The 16,528-nt window shown below is 58.9% G+C and carries 15 protein-coding genes and 1 pseudogene; 7 read left to right on the top strand and 9 right to left on the bottom strand.

Going from position 1 to position 16,528, the window contains the following annotated elements; translation table 11 throughout:
* Positions 1 to 50: 50 nt before the first annotated feature.
* The 5 genes from EK369_RS18085 to EK369_RS18065 form a co-directional block, all read right to left on the bottom strand.
* Positions 51 to 1,700, bottom strand: coding sequence for an amidohydrolase (locus EK369_RS18085; RefSeq protein WP_127115674.1), 1,650 nt, complete (start codon positions 1,698 to 1,700; stop codon positions 51 to 53).
* Positions 1,701 to 1,732: 32 nt separating this feature from the next.
* Entirely contained in the window at positions 1,733 to 3,295 is a 1,563-nt protein-coding gene (locus tag EK369_RS18080) for a sulfatase family protein (RefSeq protein WP_127115673.1), read from the bottom strand.
* Between the two features lie 19 nt (positions 3,296 to 3,314).
* On the bottom strand, positions 3,315 to 5,651 hold the full coding sequence (locus EK369_RS18075; protein WP_306461223.1) for a TRAP transporter permease: 2,337 nt from the start codon (positions 5,649 to 5,651) through the stop codon (positions 3,315 to 3,317).
* Positions 5,652 to 5,729: 78 nt separating this feature from the next.
* Positions 5,730 to 6,776 carry a TAXI family TRAP transporter solute-binding subunit gene (locus tag EK369_RS18070; protein ID WP_235871472.1) on the bottom strand — a complete coding sequence of 349 codons (1,047 nt, stop codon included), beginning with the start codon at positions 6,774 to 6,776 and terminating at the stop codon, positions 5,730 to 5,732.
* Between the two features lie 85 nt (positions 6,777 to 6,861).
* Positions 6,862 to 7,293: a MarR family winged helix-turn-helix transcriptional regulator gene (locus tag EK369_RS18065; RefSeq protein WP_235871471.1), complete on the bottom strand. Its 432-nt coding sequence runs from the start codon at positions 7,291 to 7,293 to the stop codon at positions 6,862 to 6,864.
* Between the two features lie 225 nt (positions 7,294 to 7,518).
* Here EK369_RS18065 and EK369_RS22200 point away from each other — a divergent pair.
* Together EK369_RS22200 and EK369_RS18055 are read left to right on the top strand one after the other, a co-directional pair.
* Positions 7,519 to 7,641, top strand: a pseudogene (locus EK369_RS22200) (GMC oxidoreductase); the annotation flags it as partial.
* A 196-nt stretch (positions 7,642 to 7,837) separates the two neighbouring features.
* On the top strand, positions 7,838 to 9,739 hold the full coding sequence (locus tag EK369_RS18055) for a phytanoyl-CoA dioxygenase family protein (RefSeq protein WP_164727038.1): 1,902 nt from the start codon (positions 7,838 to 7,840) through the stop codon (positions 9,737 to 9,739).
* A gap of 27 nt (positions 9,740 to 9,766) precedes the next feature.
* Here the strand turns inward: EK369_RS18055 and EK369_RS18050 are convergent, their stop codons facing one another.
* The 3 genes from EK369_RS18050 to EK369_RS18040 form a co-directional block, all read right to left on the bottom strand.
* Positions 9,767 to 10,876 carry an HlyD family secretion protein gene (locus tag EK369_RS18050; protein WP_235871470.1) on the bottom strand — a complete coding sequence of 370 codons (1,110 nt, stop codon included), beginning with the start codon at positions 10,874 to 10,876 and terminating at the stop codon, positions 9,767 to 9,769.
* Positions 10,877 to 10,955: 79 nt separating this feature from the next.
* Complete coding sequence (locus EK369_RS18045; RefSeq protein WP_127115668.1) at positions 10,956 to 11,342, bottom strand: hypothetical protein; 387 nt, start codon at positions 11,340 to 11,342, stop codon at positions 10,956 to 10,958.
* A gap of 192 nt (positions 11,343 to 11,534) precedes the next feature.
* Positions 11,535 to 11,978 (bottom strand): DUF302 domain-containing protein, encoded by a 444-nt coding sequence (locus EK369_RS18040; protein WP_127115667.1) that lies wholly within the window; start codon positions 11,976 to 11,978, stop codon positions 11,535 to 11,537.
* 127 nt (positions 11,979 to 12,105) lie between these two features.
* On the opposite strand from EK369_RS18040, the gene EK369_RS18035 reads away from it, so the two are divergent.
* From EK369_RS18035 to EK369_RS22195, 3 genes are all read left to right on the top strand, one after another.
* Positions 12,106 to 13,599 carry an FMN-binding glutamate synthase family protein gene (locus EK369_RS18035; protein ID WP_127115767.1) on the top strand — a complete coding sequence of 498 codons (1,494 nt, stop codon included), beginning with the start codon at positions 12,106 to 12,108 and terminating at the stop codon, positions 13,597 to 13,599.
* Between the two features lie 69 nt (positions 13,600 to 13,668).
* Positions 13,669 to 14,574, top strand: coding sequence for a protein-methionine-sulfoxide reductase catalytic subunit MsrP (msrP, locus tag EK369_RS18030; protein WP_127115666.1), 906 nt, complete (start codon positions 13,669 to 13,671; stop codon positions 14,572 to 14,574).
* Positions 14,574 to 14,780, top strand: a complete 207-nt coding sequence (locus EK369_RS22195) for a GDCCVxC domain-containing (seleno)protein (RefSeq protein WP_127115665.1) — start codon at positions 14,574 to 14,576, stop codon at positions 14,778 to 14,780. The genes msrP and EK369_RS22195 overlap by 1 nt, the downstream gene beginning before the upstream one ends.
* Before the next feature lie 10 nt (positions 14,781 to 14,790).
* On the opposite strand, the gene EK369_RS18020 is transcribed toward EK369_RS22195, so the two are convergent.
* The gene (locus EK369_RS18020) at positions 14,791 to 15,447 is read right to left on the bottom strand and encodes a hypothetical protein (RefSeq protein WP_127115664.1); all 657 of its coding nucleotides are present in this window, start codon (positions 15,445 to 15,447) and stop codon (positions 14,791 to 14,793) included.
* 138 nt (positions 15,448 to 15,585) lie between these two features.
* Between EK369_RS18020 and msrQ the strand changes: the two genes are divergently transcribed.
* Both msrQ and EK369_RS22015 read left to right on the top strand, forming a co-directional pair.
* Positions 15,586 to 16,185: a protein-methionine-sulfoxide reductase heme-binding subunit MsrQ gene (msrQ, locus tag EK369_RS18015; protein ID WP_127115663.1), complete on the top strand. Its 600-nt coding sequence runs from the start codon at positions 15,586 to 15,588 to the stop codon at positions 16,183 to 16,185.
* Between the two features lie 136 nt (positions 16,186 to 16,321).
* Positions 16,322 to 16,528: hypothetical protein (locus EK369_RS22015; protein WP_206198115.1), on the top strand; the 207-nt coding region annotated here is incomplete at its 3' end.

Here is a 16,528-nt window from a genome sequence, read left to right as displayed (position 1 = left end):
AGAAAGCCCCGGGTAACTCCCGGGGTTCTCTTTGTCCGTCTTCGGCAGTTTTACGCGTGATGGACGATCTGCCCCCTGCAAATCGTTGCCCTCGGCTGGGTGGCCGCCAGCTCAGCCGGCGTAACATCCGCCAAAGCCTTGTCCAGAACGATGAAGTCGGCCCATTTCCCCACCGTCAAAGACCCGGTCTCCTGCTCCATGCCCAGCGAACGCGCGCCGTTCTGCGTAAAGATCGGCAAGGCATGAGAAAGCGAGATAGCCTGCTCGGGTGCCAGAACACCCGGATAGGCCGGGTCCGTGTTGCGGCGCGTCAGCATGCCTGACAGGCCGGTCCATGGGTTGGCGTCCGGAGCGGCAGCCGGCCAGTCAGACCCATAGATCAATTCGGCCTCATGGGTCAGCAGATCTGCTATCCGGTGGTTCCTCTGGACGCGTTCCTCTCCCAAAAAGGCGATCTGAACCGGCGTGCCGGGGTTCGGATACCACATTTTCGGAGATTGCTCTGCCACCGCCCCCAAGGCCCGAAACCGCGGCAGGTCCCTGTCCGAGACATAGTTCGAATGCGCGATTTCATGACGCAGGCCACTGTGCCCGTTGACCTGTCGCGCGGCAGCAATCGCATCCAGGCCTGTGCGAATGGCATTGTCACCAACGGCGTGCATCTTGACGGTGTATCCCCGCTGATCCAGCTCGATCAGCATTTGGTTCAGCTCTGCCGGAGCAATCAACAAGGTTGCGTCGGGATCGTGCGACGCCACATCGTACCCGCTCTCGGCAACATAAGGATCGATGAACGAGGCGGTGAACCCTGGCGCGACGCCATCCAGAAACAGCTTGGCAAAGTCCAGCCGCAGGTTCGCGCTGGAATAGGTGCGGCGGAGGTCATCCATTCTGTCAAAGGGCACAAGATCACCGCCAAGCGGGCTGGAATGCACGATATGCGCCGCCATATGGATGGTTAGGTCACCACGCAGGTCCGCAGCCTGATAGGTGCGCAGCTCCTCTTCAAAGGCCATCGGCTCTTTGAAGGCCGTGATGCCAAGACTGCAGAAGTAACGCATGGCCTCGCGCAACGCCTCGGCCAATTGCGCATCGCTGCGCTGGACCAGCGCCCGCGCCGGGGCTGTGGCGGCCTCTGCCAGAACACCATTGGGCGCACCGCTGGCCGGATCACGCTCGATGACACCGCCCGGAATATCGGCGACGTCATCCCCAAGCCCCGCCCGCTCCAGCGCGCGCGAATTGCACCACAAAAGATGCTGGCTGGCGTCGTGCAGGATGATCGTGTGCTCTGTCGAAATGGCATCAAGCAGCGCGCGGGGATTGGCCCCCATCTCGGCACGCATGACCGGACGCCACGGGCCACCATAGACCACCTGATCGGGGCTGTTCTGCTGACACCGCTGCCGAACGGCCTCCAGCAGATCGGACAGGCTGGCGTCAAACCCGACATAGATGTCATACAGCGTGCGACAGGCCCCCCAGAGTGCATGGCTGTGGCTCTCGACAAGACCGGGCATCACGAATTGCCCATGCAGGTCGTGCACCTTGGTGCCGGGCCCCACCAGGTTCAGCACGTCCGGGGTGCTGCCCACGGCAATCAGCCGCCCCTCCTTGGTTGCAAGGGCTTCGGCCATTGGACGGGCCGGGTCCATGGTCAGCACGGATCCCCCCGTCCAGACGTCATCTGCGTGTGTCATCTGTGTCTCGCTTGTTCAGGTTCCGGGTCCGGTCAGGCAATGCGATCTGCCTGCGGGCTTTCGTCCATCTGCGCTATCAGATGGTGCACCAACCGTTCAGCCAGCTGCGCCCGAATGGGCTGATGCGCGTCGCTGTCCCACAGGTTCTCTGTCTCATCCGGATCGTTGACCAAATCATAAAGCTCGCCCCATGTCTGATCCCGATAGACCGAATATCGCCACTCGGGCGTGACCAGCGACCGCACGCGCGCGGGCGTTTCAAACCCCAAGCGATTGCCGCCATCATTGTACTCAATCAACGCCTCGCGGCGCGGCCCCTCGGCCCCTTGGGTGGCGGGCAGGAAACTCTGCCCTTGATTGCCGTTAAACGGCGCGAGGCCCGCGCGCTCCAGAATGGTCGCAGCCAGATCAACGGTGGAACACAGCGCATCGGAACTGGCCTGTGTCCGCTGGTCTGGGTCCGACCACAAAAACGGCACGCGCGTGATGCTCTTAAAGGGCAAGGCCCCCTTCAAGAGCATGTTGAAATCCCCCAGGTAATCCCCGTGATCGGCATTGTAGCAGATCACCGTGTTCTCCATCTCGCCGCTCTCTTCCAGCGCCGCCAGAATGTCGCCAACCGCATCGTCAATGAACGCCATCATCCCCGCCGAAAGCGCCATGGCCTCTTTCAGCTGCTGATCGTCAAGCATCATCGCGGTTTGCGGCGTCGCCTGCCCGCCGTCGTTCATTTGCTGATCCCGAAGCCAGCGCATGGGCGGCGTCGGATTCTTATGAGCGTCATATGGCAACGGCACGTCAAAATCGTCGGGGCTGTACATGTCCCAGTACTTGCCCGGCGGATTAAACGGATGATGCGGGTCGGGAAAGCTGACAAAGGCAAAGAACGGTGCGTCCTGCCCGGCGCGTGCGGTGATATAGTCAATCGCGCGGTCGCGGATATAGCCGGTCGGATACAGATCTTCGGGAATCGGTGTCCGATAGGCCTGGGGGCAGGAATAGTTGTGCGGCAGCTCGTTGGCCGGATCGTGCAGCGCCTCCCAATCCTCGGCCGTCTCACGGAACCACTGCTGATAGTGCCCACCGCACCGGTCGCCATGCGAGGTCACCATGTCGACATGCTGATAGCCGTAATAGGGCGTCTTGATGCTGTATCGACCCTCACCCTGATACTGCGCCGGCTCTTCCTCATAGTGATCCACCCGGTCGACGTTCCATGCCTCGGACATATCGGCGATGTCGTCAAACGACCGCCCGATCGGAGGCATGCCCGTGAACGGCTGAAGGTGGCTCTTGCCAATGGCGGCCGTGTGATACCCGGCATCCGCCAGCACATCGACAAAGGTGTTGGCGTTCTCCGGCAGCGCGCAGCCGTTGTAGCGCAGCCCATGCAGGCTGGGGTACCGCCCCGTCAAAAGCGAGGCCCGGTTGGGCATGCAGACCGGTGATGCGGTGTGAAAATTGTCAAACCGCGTGCCACGCGCAGCAATCGAATCGATATGCGGCGTTTTCAGAACTGGGTGGCCATAACATCCGAGCCAGTCGGCCCTTTGCTGATCGGTGATCAGAAACAGGAAATTGGGTCGTTTGGTCATGCTGGATCAGCCTTTTTCATTACGCCGCCGCAGCCCGTCGCGCGCCAAGGTGGTGCCACGCCAAAAGCGCTGCCGCGAAAGCGATTGCTGCAAACTGAATCAATTCTGGGCGCATCAGGATCGCCACGGCGGTGGCCAGACGAACGGCAATCCACCCGATACTGAGAGATCGCGCATCATGTCCGGCCAACGCACTGGCAACCAGGTAAAGCGCCAGCGCAAGCCGCGCCAACAGCCACAAAAGCGCGCTCATCTGAACGCCGTTTTCATAGCCGGGCAGGGGGGCTCCGTTGGTGCTGGACGGATCGATCAGGGCCTGATCCACCAGCAATATCTCTGGATAGAAGGCAAAGACAAAGGGGATCGCGAACATCACGATACCCGACCGCACCGCGCTAAAGCCGGTCGCCATAGGTTCCGCCTTGGTGATGGTCGAGGCGGCAAAGGCCGCCAGGGCCACAGGTGGCGTGATTGCCGAGGCGATGGCAAAGTAAAAGATAAACATATGCGCCGTGAAGGTGGCAATCCCGAGCCCTGCCAACAACGGCCCCATCAAAAGGGCGACGTTGATATAGGCCGGAACCGCAGGCATCCCCATGCCCAACAGCACCGCCAGCAGCATCGTGATGGCCAGGGCAATGAACTGGAACATCACCGAACCATCTCCACCCAGATCCAGCGCCAGCAACAGCCGCAGCACGTCAATGGCCACGAATTTCGACAGGCCGGTAAAGTTCAGGCAGACATCAATCACCGTGACCGCCAGCAACATCAGATACAGTGTTGAGATGGTGATCCCGGATTCCGCAAGCGCATCCAGAACCTTGCGGGGCCTTGCGCGAAACTCCTTGTCCAGGAACAGCAGCACCATGACCAAAGCTGCAGCCCACCAGCCCGTCGCCCCGGCATCACCCGCCGCATTCTGGAATATCTGCAGAATCCACGGCATGGACGAGACGACACAGCGGTCATTCTGAAACACTGCCTCGGCGCCCAGAGCCGAGGCGACAAAGCCGCAGCCCACCATGTCCTTGGGCGTCAGCAACAACACCAGGATCATCACAATGGGCAGGAAAATCTGCATCAGGTGCAGGATGTCTTCGCGGTCAATCCGCATGTCATCGGTCATTTCCCCCAAGGCTTCGATCCCCTGTTTGCGGGATTGGAACGACGCGCTGAGGAACAGGCAGGCAAAATAGGCAACCGCGGGCAGGGCCGCGGCGATGATCACATCCCGATAGGGCACACCGGTCATCGCGGCGAGGATAAAGGCAGCAACCCCCATGACCGGGGGCATGATCGACCCCCCGGACGAGGCCGCAGCCTCGACGCCACCCGCAAAGACCTTGGAAAAGCCCCGCTTGATCATCATCGGAATGGTCAGAACACCGGTCGACAGGACATTGACCACCGGTCCTCCTGAGATCGTGCCGAACATGGCTGAGCTGACGATGGCCGCATGTGCGGGTCCGCCGCGCAAATGCCGGGTCCAGCGGAACGCCAGTTTGATCAGGGTCTGCCCCCCGGCGGATTGCCCGAACAGCGCGCCCAGGATGATATAGGGAAAGACCATGTTCATGATCACGTGCATGAACCGCCCAAGGATGCCCGACGCATTGTTGACCAGAGCGTCATGCACATTGGGAACCCCGTCCAGAAATGTGCGCGGCTCGCCACCAAGCTTGGTCATCAGGTACTTGTTGATGTCATCGGGCCCGTGGAAATACCACACCAGAACCGTCCCGATGGTATAGAGCGCAATCAGGATTGCGACGGCCACCAGCGGCAGCCCCCAGACCTTGATGTTATAGCCCAGGAAAATCAGCATCGCGGCGCCCATGATGGCGACCAGCCAAACGCCCGTGGTGTTGACGCACTTGGGGTCTTCCACCGTGTCCGGAGCCGGCAGGCCCATGGTTTCGGCAAACTCGATTTCCGCCTGCAGGGTTTCTGCCATGATGCGCGCCCGGTCACCGTTCAACGCATCAATCAGGCACACACTGTCGATCTCGACCAGGTAGGTCAGCGAGATTGTGCCCGCCGCGATCACCAGTGCAAAATCCATAAAGGCCCCAAACCAGGCCCACGATGTGCCCCGCCAGGCGCGCCACATCGAATGCTTCAGCGCCACGACCAGCATCATGACGAAAAAGACGATAGGATAGAACCATTCGGTCGAAAAACTGCGTGTCTTGAGGGTCTCAATCCCGGTCAGGCTCTGCCACATCTCGGTCCAGCCCGGAATGACGGGCGTGCTGTTGATGACGCCCATGGCGACAAAGACCAGCGCCAGAACATAGACGGCCTGGTTGGGGAATAGCAGTTTTCGCGTGTCTCGGTTTTCAGTGTCAGCCACGGTTTTTCTCTGATCTCTGAATGTGTGAACCGAGCGCCGCCAATGCTGGCGACGCTCTGATGTCATGCCCGGATCGGGTTACTGCGCGACGGCGCAGTCATCGACCTCGTAGCCAGCTTCGCGCCAGGCGCGGGCCGCTGCGGGGTGGTACTGGATCGGGTTCGCACCACACATGCCCTGCATGGGGAAATCATACCCGACCGTGTTGCCATAGGGGGCCTTGGCCTTCAGATCATCAAGCGTCGAGATATAGGTCGACACCAGGTCGTAAACCATCTGGTCATCCATATCCTTGTGCACGACGTTGCCGCCAATTGTTGCAAAGGCGCGGAAGGTGTCGTCCTCCGAGACAAAGGACCACTCGTCACCCATGACGGCCTGAATGTCCGCCACAGCACCCGTCCAGGGTGCGCTGCCGGGGGCCTTCATGTACTTCTGCATGGCATCGCTTTCATAGGCCTCGATCGGCATCGACCAACCGGTCATCTTGCCCGCCGCACTCGGGGTTGTCAGGCGAGGGCTGGGGAACAGCTCTGGCAGAACAACCGCATCCGGCTCGCCACTGCTGATCAGCGTCGCACCCTGACCCCAGTTGACCTGCATGCCCTCATAATCTTCGCCGTCCTTCAGCCCGGCAACAATCTGGATCATGCTGCGCGCATTGGTCAGAGCGCCGCCGCGTGGCGGACCATTGTAGATCTTGCGACCCTTCAGGTCATCCCAGCCGCCAACGCCCTTGGCGTCATAGGCAAACAGAAAGAAAATCCCCAACACGAAAGGGTTGATCGCGCGCAGATTCCCGGCCAGCTCGGCCCCTTTTTCCTTGCCCAGCGAGCCATAGGGGCCAACGCCCCGGCTCATCAGGAACGGCAGAATATAGGGCGTACCTGCAATATCCGTCTTGCCCTCGGCAACGTTCTGGATCGAGTTGGTCAGGGTCTGACCATCCGCCAGCTGGATGTTTGCGACACCTTTGGTGCCCGCAATTTCCGTCATATGCGCCAGCGACAGGTGTGTTGCACCGCCGGGGCTTGCCGTTTCGGCCGTCAGGTTGGTCTGCGCCATGGCGCTCGACGTCATCGCCATCGTGGCAACGGCTGCGGCAATCAATTTCATTGGTTTCATCGTTTCCTCCCTGATTGAGAAACCCATTAGGTCGTTTCGTTTGCTTGGGCGCAGGCCTGTTTGGTCCATTCCTCCTGACCAAGTGTCATGCCTGCTCCGTCACTCCTTCCGTTTCAATCTCTGTGCCCTCGGCGTGCGCCTCTTGCGCATTGAACAGCGGCAGCGCCGCGCCATTGACCAGATCCAGCAACCGCTTCAACTCGGCAAAGTCCTTCGGGCTTAGCCGGTTTGTGAATTGCGCCGTGACCGCTTTGGCCTTGGGCCAGATCCGCTCCACCGTCTCGATGCCCTTGGGCGTGAGCGAGAGCAGCTTGCGGCGCTTGTTGCTTGGGTCTTCGCAGCGCGAAATCAGCCCCTTGCGCTCTAATGCCGTCGCCGCCCGGCTGCCATGGGCCGGGTCGATCGAGGTGTGCTTGGTCACAAAGGCAACGTGACAGCTGCCAAAGCGCGCAATCGAGAACAACAGCTGCCATTCGAGAACCGGCAGGTTTTCCGCCTGGAGAACATCGCGAGTCAAAGCGCGCCGGGTCGAACTGGTGTACTTCCGGGCCCGGAGGATGAGGAAATCATCAATTTGCTCTGGCGGTATCAGGGCCGCATGCAATGCATCTCTCCCATAGATTCTCTTGACTTGTTAACTACCATATTGGCAAATGCAACATATGGCAAGCGCAACATACATAGCGTGGCCAGCAAAACCGGGACCGCATACGCCATGAAAACAGTTGCTTTCGATTATGTGATTGTCGGGTTGCGGGTCGCGGATTGTTCCGTGATGCCGTCGCTGGTGTCCGGCAATACCAACGCACCGACGATGATGATTGCCGACCGCGCCGCAGATTTTATCCTGAGCGCGCAGGAGTGACCTCAAAACGGTGCACCAGCCCCGCGAAAGTGCCCGGAAAAATGTTGTACAACATGGAGAGTCACCTCCAAAAAAGTTGTACAACATGGAGAGTCGTGCCGAAAAATGTTGTACAACATGGTCAAAAGCCCCTCCATACTTTGGCCACATACCCGCGCTAAATTCCGGCCAAAACAATGAGGTCAAAGGCAGATCAATGTCCGGTTTTTCCGAAGACAAGGCGCTCGCATGGGCGGCAGAACACCTGACGTTTTCGACGCATGATGTTGTCACGCGTCACCCCTGGGCGCGAACCTATCGCCTGAGTGACGGGGCGACTCACAGCTATCTCAAGGCCTCGTTCAACCGCCATCACAAGGGCGGGGTACACAATCTCTACCTCTCCGCTCTGGCCGAGGGAAGTGTTCCTAAGGTATTGAAAGTAAACACAGATCAATCCCTTATCCTGATGCAGGACTTTGCCGTGCCACCCTGTTCCGACGCGCTGGACGATGCTGCCAAGGCACGCGTGCTGGCGGCCTATGGCACAGTGCAGCAACGTGCCTTTGGCCATGCCGATCTGGCCGCCAGCCTGCCGCACGTCACCTGCGCCGGAACCTTCACGCGGTTTCTCGCCCTGATCCAAGAGGCCTTGTCGCAGGGCCGCTCTCAGGCCAATCCGGGCAATCCCTTTGCCTATTTCAGCACCAATTCGCAAAAGGGATACTTGAGCATTTTCAATGCTTTAACGCCTCATCTCACCAACCTCTTCAAGCTGGCGGATACCATGCCGTCAACCATCAACCATTGCGATTTGCGCCCCAAGAACGTCGCCCTGCGCGACGACGGATCGCCGGTGATTTTCGACTGGGACGACGCCATCTGGGCCCCGCCCGGCTTTTCCCTGCACGCCCAGTTTCGCGGTGCCCACCGCGCGTTTCTTGGCCTCTCGGCAACCGACGGATTCGAAAACCGCTCGGTCACCCGCGACGCCGGGGTTCTTGATGCCTATGTCACTGCATTGGCAGATGGCCCCATCGCCCCGGATGCCTTGAAACCCGGCCTCCAGGCCAGCTGTATTGCTGGCGTGATGCACTACATTTCGGCCTTTGCGCCCTATGGAATCACCAGCCGAACCTCGCAGAGCACGATCAAGAAAATGGTACGCCGCAGGCTTTCTAACCTCTTGGATTTGTTCGGAGATATTGCCGCAACGGATCGCGCCTTTGCCGCTGATCTGGCGCGTGCCTACCGCGCCACAGGGCGGGACCGACGTGCGCGCAAGGCCCTGTCGCAATGGCGGGCCGCGGACCTCTCGGTCGAGGCGGCGAGAGCCTTTGACATCACCCCGACCCCTTCGGAAAAGGCCGCCATGGCCTGGGCGCCGGACACCTTGGACAAGGCGATCTTGGCCTTTCGCGACCACGGAACCCTCGTGATCCGCGATGTTTTTGATCCTGCCCTCATCCGCGACTGTCATGCCCGCTTTAGCGAGGATTACGCCGGTTTCCAGCAGGACATTTCCAAAGACGCCGCGCTGCGTGTCGGAGACCGCCGCTACATGGTCACGCCTGCGCTGCAGGGTGCGCTGGCCGATCCGGGCTTGCTGGCGTCTCCCTTCATTCTGCCAATCATGCGTAAGCTGTTGTCAGACAAGGTGATTTTAGGCAGCGTAACTTCGGTCGCCTCAGCCCCCGGAGCCAAGGATCAAAGCATTCACCGGGACAATCCGCTGCTGTTTCCCGAGGATCCAGACCTCGCAGTGCCGAATTTTTTGATTTCCCTAATCGTGCCGCTGATCCCCCTGACTCGCGACACCGGCAGCACCCGACTTTGGCCGGGCAGCCACAAGAAGCACTATTCAAACTACGAAGAGTGCCCGACCCTCGACCCGCATTGCGATATCGGGTCCTGTTATCTGATGGATTCCCGGCTGTTCCACCAGGGCCTGGCCAACCGAAGCGACCAGACCCGCCCGATCCTGGCGATCATCTACCAGCGTCCCTGGTATGTGGATCACAAGAACTTCAAGAAACAGACCCCGTTGCGCTTGGGTGATCCTTCGGGCGACACCCTCTCGGACGAGGTGCGCGAGCTTGTGACCTGGGCGATCCACTAAATCCCAAAAGGCCTGCAGGGCAGGGGTTTAGTGCCCCCCGCCCCCCAACAATCCGATGCCCGAGAGGATCGAGCCAAGGACCTTTGCGCGCAGACCAACTGCCTTGATCACACCCGTCGCCGCGATGATGTGCCCAACAGTTCCGTCAATGTTGCTGGTATAGGTCTGAACAATACAGCCCGATCCGTCCAGCAGCATATCCTCGTGCTCTTTGTGGACCAGTTCCAGAAACACCAGCACGGTTCCCCTGTTCACTGCACCCTGCATGTCTATCAGATTGGGGTCCGGCTGAACCTGCCCCTTGGCAATCGCGGGCTGCACCCTCAGAACATGCGCAGGCATGACCGAGTTCCGGAACATCAGGTTTGCGTTGCTTTCACAGGCGATTTCCGCCGGCATGCCTTCGTAGATGGTGTCACGTGCCACCTGTGAAAACCCGGCGGTGATGCGCACAGGCAAGTCCTTTGGGCGTTCGGGAATGATAATCATGGCCGGGCGCAGGACCAGCGTTGTCGCCGGACTGCCGACACTCAGCGACAACTGCGTGACATGCCCGTCCACCAGACTGTGCACTTCGGTGAAGTTCAGCGCGACTTCGGCCGATTCAATTGCTGTCTCTGCGGCAGCGCGCTGGGCCGGAATTGTGTCCTTGATGTCAATTCTGGCCACGTCCAGCTGGGCTTCTGCAGCCCGCAGTTCGGCCTCGGTGGCGGCAACCGAGGTTTGCAGATTCAACACGTCATCGGCGCGGCCTGCGCCACGCTGAAGCAGAGTTTCGGCGTCGACAAGATCATCCCGCAGCTGGGCGAGCTGCGCCTTGGCTTCGTCCACCGCCGACTGGGCAATAATCTCGGCATCCTTGGCCTTTGCTTCGGCGGCCGCAATCAGGTCCAGTTCAGCCTTTGCCTGTGCCAGGGCGGCCTTTTGGGCGCTGTTCTCAATCCGGAACAGCAGATCGCCCGCCTTGACGTCCTGCCCGTTGACCACGGCCACTTCCGTGACAGGACCGGTGGTTTGTGCAACCACCGAAACGGTGGGGAAGGGCAGAATGCCGGCATAGGTTTTAGGGTGGTAGTAAAAGATCGTCGTAAACAGGCCAAAGGCCAGAACAGCCCACAGAAAAACCGCTGTTTTCATGTTCCAGACGGTGATTGCCTCACCCCGTCGCTTAAGTTGAAAGTAGCGGATGAGGGCCGGAAAAGAGGTGAACAGAAGCTCAAACATTTTGCTGTTTCTCCACCTCTGGTTCGTTGGTGTCCAGCGGTTCGTGATCGTCCGGAACCGCTTTGATATTCAAATGGAACCGGGACCAATCCGCCATCAGTGCAATCAGGATGGCGCTGAGCGGCAACAGAATGTTGAAGTGCCCAAGCGGAAAGATTTCGTAGAGCAGGGCAATGGCCAACATGGTTGGAATCGTCTTGGCCAGTGGCGTGCCATGGGCCTGATGTTCGGCCCAACGATCAAAAGTTGCATACAGATAGACAACCGCGTAAAGCGCGCCGATGAGAAATACGATCGCAACCACGGCGTAAAAATCGCTTTCCCCCGGCGCAGTAAACCAATTCGGGGCCGCGTGCCCTTGTTCCTGTTCAATACTCATTTTCAAACCCGATTAGACATACAGAAGCTTGGGCCAAAGCCCGTGTTATCGAGTTTATGGGGGATTGACCTGCAAATCACCACCCATTCCTGATAAAGACTCAGAGAGAAACAGAAACCCCCGCCACAGAGGCAGGGGTGGAAGTGGGGGGACCAGCCGCGTGGGTGATGTCCAATTTGCCCCGACGACAGGTTATTCGCCGATGGCTTCCTTGACGATCTCGTCCAGCATCATCTCGACCTCTTTCATCACGCCCTCGGGCATGATGCGATACCCGATGGTGGTTTTTCCTGCTTTCCCCGGGAGCTGCATCACGAAGATGCCATAGGGGCAAAACTGCAGGTTCATCGGGTCTGCCTCCATCACCTTGCGCGAGATGGCAGCTGAACAGAACGAATAGACCTCGGCGCGCTCAAAAATCGTCACATCCGAGCCAACATCCTCTTTGGTGCGTTCCAGCATTTCACCTACGTGGCTGACCGAGTCGATCACAAGCCCGCGGTCGGTGATGGCGCTTTCCAGGCCAAAGGTGACATCGTCATAGTCCTGATCCACGGAATAGGTCACCGACGTGTCGCCGGCAGCTGCCAGGGTTGCGCTCAGGATCAGCCCTGCGGCCAACAAGAAACGTTTCATATCAATCCTCCCGAAAACTTGGCCGCATCGTGACTTGCGACGTGAAACAACAAGCGCCACTCTAGGGTCATACCAAGGTCCGGCTTTGATACAAGTCAACGAAAGGCAATAATATATGAATATGTCAATGGATTCCGCCCTAAGAGTTGTCGAGTTCCTGAGTCTCCTGTTCGTGGCGATCATTTTGGTTGTGGCGGTTGTGGCACTTGTTCTCTTTGTGATCGACCGCACCCAGACGGGCGATGCAATTCGGCGGAACTATCCGCTGATCGGCCGCTTCCGCCATATCTTTAGCGAATTGGGCGAGTTCTTTCGTCAGTACTTCTTTGCCATGGACCGCGAAGAGTTGCCGTTTAACCGGGCGCAGAGGGAATGGGTCAACCGCGCTTCGGAAGGCAAGAGCAACACGGTGGCTTTTGGCTCAACCCGCAACCTGAGTGTTGTTGGCACGCCAATCTTCGTCAACGACCCCTTTCCGCCGCTGGATGATCAGTTTTCGTCAACGCAACCGCTGACCATCGGCCCCACAGCCCGGACGCCATATGATGCGCCGTCGATTTTCAACATCTCCGGCATGAGCTACGGGGCCCTTTCGAAACCCGCGGTTCAGGCCTTGTCCCGCGGCGCAAAAGAAGCAGGCATCTGGTTGAACACCGGCGAGGGGGGCGTGTCCCCTTTCCACCTCGAGAGCGGATGTGATCTTGTCTACCAGATCGGCACCGCCAAGTTCGGCGTGCGGGACGACGCCGGCAATCTCAGCGACGAAAAACTGCGCGACGTGGCCGCCAAACCGCAGATCCGCATGTTCGAGATCAAGATGGCCCAGGGCGCCAAGCCCGGCAAAGGCGGCATTCTGCCCGGTGAGAAGGTGACGAAAGAAATTGCCAAGATCCGCGGACTTCAAGTGGGCCAGGACGGCATCTCTCCCAACCGTCATAAAGAGATCGACAACTTCGATCACCTGCTCGACATGATTGCGCATATCCGCGAGGTCACCGGCAAACCCGTCGGCATCAAGACGGTTGTCGGGGCCGAGGCCGCCATGCGCGAGCTGTTTGAAACCATCAAGCGCCGCGGTTCCGACTGCGCGCCCGACTTTATCACCATCGACGGTGGCGAAGGCGGCACCGGCGCTGCACCGATGCCGCTGATCGATCTCGTGGGCATGCCGGTGCGCGAGGCTTTGCCGCTGGTGGTCGATCTGCGCGAAGAGTTCGGCCTGCAGAATCGCATACGCCTGATTTCCAGCGCCAAGCTGGTCAATCCCGGTGATATCGCATGGGCGCTGGCGGCGGGTGCCGACTTTGTCGTCTCGGCGCGCGGTTTCATGTTTTCGCTGGGCTGCATTCAGGCGCTCAAATGTAACAAGAACACCTGCCCCACCGGGATCACCACCCATGATCCGCGCTTTCAAAAGGGTCTGGTGGTCGAACACAAATACAAACGTGTGGCGCGCTACGCCAAGGCCATTGTGAAAGAGGTCGAGACCATCTCGCATTCGGTTGGCGTGAGCGAACCACGGCAGCTACGGCGCCACCACGTACGCCTCGTCCAGCCCAATGGGCGCTCGGTGCCTATGGACAAGCTCTTTCCAAGTTACAATTCCCCCACGCCATCGTGAGGTTTCGTGGTTTGGCCTGAACCACCTTGGTCGTTAAATCGGAGAAAACGCCCAAGACAGGAGAGCCCGATGGCCAAACGCTGGACCAATGACCTGACCCATGCCGATGTAACCCCCCACAGGGCATATCTGAACCGTCGCCAGCTTATCGGCGGTCTGGCCGGGGCTGGGCTGGCTTCAGCTTTGGGAACCTCTACACAGGCCGCGTCCAATCTGAAGCCGAACGATTGGGAAACCATCACCTCGTACAATAACTTTTACGAGTTCGGCACGGGCAAGGATGACCCCAGGAAACATGCGCATCGCCTGACCACCGATCCATGGAGCATCAGGATTGACGGCATGGTCGAGAAACCGGGCGACTATGCGCTGGGCGACATCCTGTCGAAAATGACCATCGAAGAGCGCATCTATCGGTTCCGCTGTGTCGAGGCATGGTCGATGGTTGTGCCGTGGAACGGCTTCGAGCTTGCCGATCTTTTGCAAATGGCCGGCGTTAAAGAGGGCGCTAAGTATGTGGCCTTTGAAACCCTGGTGCGCCCCGAGGAAATGATCGGCCAGCAGTATCCGGTTCTCAAGTGGCCCTATGTCGAGGGCCTGCGCCTGGACGAGGCGATGCATCCCCTGACCCTGATGGCCACCGGTATCTATGGCAAACCCATCCCCAACCAGAACGGCGCACCGATCCGTCTGGTGGTGCCGTGGAAGTATGGCTTCAAGTCGATCAAGTCGATCGTGCGCATCACGCTCACCGACAAAGAGCCGCCCACCAGCTGGAACACCGCGATTGGCAGCGAGTATGGTTTCTATAGTAACGTGAACCCAACCGTGGATCACCCGCGCTGGTCACAAGCCACGGAACGCACCATCGGCGGCGGTCTCTTTGCCAAGCGTCAGCCAACCCTGATGTTCAACGGATACGAATCCGATGTGGCCAGCCTGTATGAAGGCATGGATCTGAGAAGGAACTACTGATGACAGAAACCCAAAGCACGCTCACCTGTCCCGAATGCAGCCATGTCGAAACCTTCGAGATGCCGACCGACTCCTGTCAGTGGTTTCTGGAATGCCCCGCCTGTCACGTGGTTCTGAAACCGCAACCGGGCGACTGCTGTGTGTTCTGTTCATATGGAACGGTGCCTTGCCCGCCCATCCAACAGGGCGAGTCGTGCTGTGGATGACATCCGGCTTTCAGACCCCTGCGTGATCCCGCCAACGCGGCAACGGCGGAACCGCGCCATTGTTCAGATTATTGGCCGAGATCTCCTCCAGTCTTTGAATGAGAACCTCGCGATGCGAGAGGAACTTTGGGATGTAGAGAGGGGCCTGTTCCGCAAAGGTCAGTACCAAAGCAGGGCGTCTTTCATGAACGCGAATACCTGTCAGATCGCTCAGTCGTCTGGTTTGCCTGCGTAGGTCGACGCCATGGCTCATGATGTAATGGTCATCGTAGACGACACGCTGCACGAACAGCAGCATGGCCCACGAATATCCCAAGACCAGCCCAAACAGGCAGACCAGCGCCAGATGCGCGGTTGCCGACTGAATACCCAACGAGTTCCACAACGGCGACAGGTCCGTGAAAATCAGGACGACAAGCGCGACCATTGGGGCAATCAGGCGAATGCCCCAGGTCGGCCGCAGTTCCTTGCGACCATTGCCCAGCTCCGTCGGAGTTGCGCTGAACAAGGACGACAGGGCGCTCAGTCCAACGTCTTCAAGACTGCTGTCCTGAGCAAACACCGATGTGGCACTTTTTGAACTGCGCCAACGCGCAATGCCATAGGTCACCAATACAGCGCCACCGATCGAGGCCAGAAAAGGAAAAAGCGAGTGTTCAAAGGTCATGTCGGGAAATCCGGATCAAGCGTTTCAAATACGGAGACACCTGAGTCCCCGCTCAATCACCTTGCAGATCCTTTTGGGCGGAATTCGGGCTGATCAAGGGAGAGTCAAAGTCGTGCATGCCGCAAGAGTTAACAAACCATGATTGATACTTTGAACCGGACCATCCGCACCGTTCCGATCTGGCCCCTCTATACAGTGGGTGCGCTCTATCCGGCGTGGCTGCTGTGGCAGGGGCTGAGCGGGGGGTTGGGGGTTGACCCGGTCAAGGTCATGGAGCACGCGCTGGGCGAGCGGGGCCTGCAACTCTTGATCGTGGGTTTGGCGATCACGCCGCTGCGTCTTCACGCAGGGCTGAACCTTCTCAAGTTTCGCCGCGCCATCGGCCTTTTGACCTTCTTCTATATCCTTTTGCACCTTTTGGTCTGGCTGGTGCTGGATGTTCAGATACTCTCGCAGATCTGGGCCGACATCCTGAAACGTCCTTACATCACCATCGGCATGGCTGGCTTTGTCCTGATGCTGCCACTGGCGGTGACCTCGAACAATCTGTCGGTCCGCCGTCTGGGCCGTCGTTGGCAGAAGCTGCACAAGGTGACCTATGTTGTGGCCGTCCTTGGGGCTGTGCACTTCGTGATGCTGGCGAAAGGGTTTCAGATCGAGCCGCTGCTGTACCTCGGTGTGGTGCTTCTGCTGCTGGGTTTACGCCTGCGCCCGCGTCGGCGCGTGGCACCGACGTAATACAGACGGCATACCGACGCGAGACCGACGTACCGCGCGGTTCCTTAACCGACTCGAGCCGAGTCGGGTTTCTGTTGCCCTATCTCGTGTGATTCATCCGCGAGTCTTACTCGTCTGTGGGGAATCCTGTGGATAAATGCTGCACCTGCATATCTTTGCGGATGATGCGCGCAATTTTCTTGCGTTTGCGCCATCATTTTTGAAATCGACCGGGGGTAACTTACTACAATTTAAGGAAAAATCAGGTTTTTCAAAAAAAGATGACAAAATTCAAAAAAAGCACTTGCGGCTATGTTGGGTAAACCTTAGAACCCCCTTCACCGGCGGCGCTGAGGCGCACAAC

Origin of the sequence: Shimia sediminis (genome assembly GCF_003990645.1) — a bacterium.
In the GTDB taxonomy this organism is placed as follows: Bacteria; Pseudomonadota; Alphaproteobacteria; order Rhodobacterales; family Rhodobacteraceae; genus Shimia; species Shimia sediminis.
Note: the sequence above shows the minus strand (reverse complement) of the source record. Positions and strands in the feature narration are given on the sequence as shown.

Bases quoted from the DNA above. Each gene is read 5' to 3' on its own strand.
- EK369_RS18045 (WP_127115668.1), bottom strand. From the start codon at position 11,342: ATGAGTATTGAACAGGAACAAGGGCACGCGGCCCCGAATTGGTTTACT.
- msrQ (WP_127115663.1), top strand. From the start codon at position 15,586: ATGATTGATACTTTGAACCGGACCATCCGCACCGTTCCGATCTGGCCC.
- msrP (WP_127115666.1), top strand. From the start codon at position 13,669: ATGGCCAAACGCTGGACCAATGACCTGACCCATGCCGATGTAACCCCC.
- EK369_RS22195 (WP_127115665.1), top strand. From the start codon at position 14,574: ATGACAGAAACCCAAAGCACGCTCACCTGTCCCGAATGCAGCCATGTC.
- EK369_RS18020 (WP_127115664.1), bottom strand. From the start codon at position 15,447: ATGACCTTTGAACACTCGCTTTTTCCTTTTCTGGCCTCGATCGGTGGC.
- EK369_RS18035 (WP_127115767.1), top strand. From the start codon at position 12,106: ATGGATTCCGCCCTAAGAGTTGTCGAGTTCCTGAGTCTCCTGTTCGTG.
- EK369_RS18040 (WP_127115667.1), bottom strand. From the start codon at position 11,978: ATGAAACGTTTCTTGTTGGCCGCAGGGCTGATCCTGAGCGCAACCCTG.
- EK369_RS18070 (WP_235871472.1), bottom strand. From the start codon at position 6,776: ATGAAACCAATGAAATTGATTGCCGCAGCCGTTGCCACGATGGCGATG.
- EK369_RS18085 (WP_127115674.1), bottom strand. From the start codon at position 1,700: ATGACACACGCAGATGACGTCTGGACGGGGGGATCCGTGCTGACCATG.
- EK369_RS18055 (WP_164727038.1), top strand. From the start codon at position 7,838: ATGTCCGGTTTTTCCGAAGACAAGGCGCTCGCATGGGCGGCAGAACAC.
- EK369_RS18080 (WP_127115673.1), bottom strand. From the start codon at position 3,295: ATGACCAAACGACCCAATTTCCTGTTTCTGATCACCGATCAGCAAAGG.
- EK369_RS18050 (WP_235871470.1), bottom strand. From the start codon at position 10,876: ATGAAAACAGCGGTTTTTCTGTGGGCTGTTCTGGCCTTTGGCCTGTTT.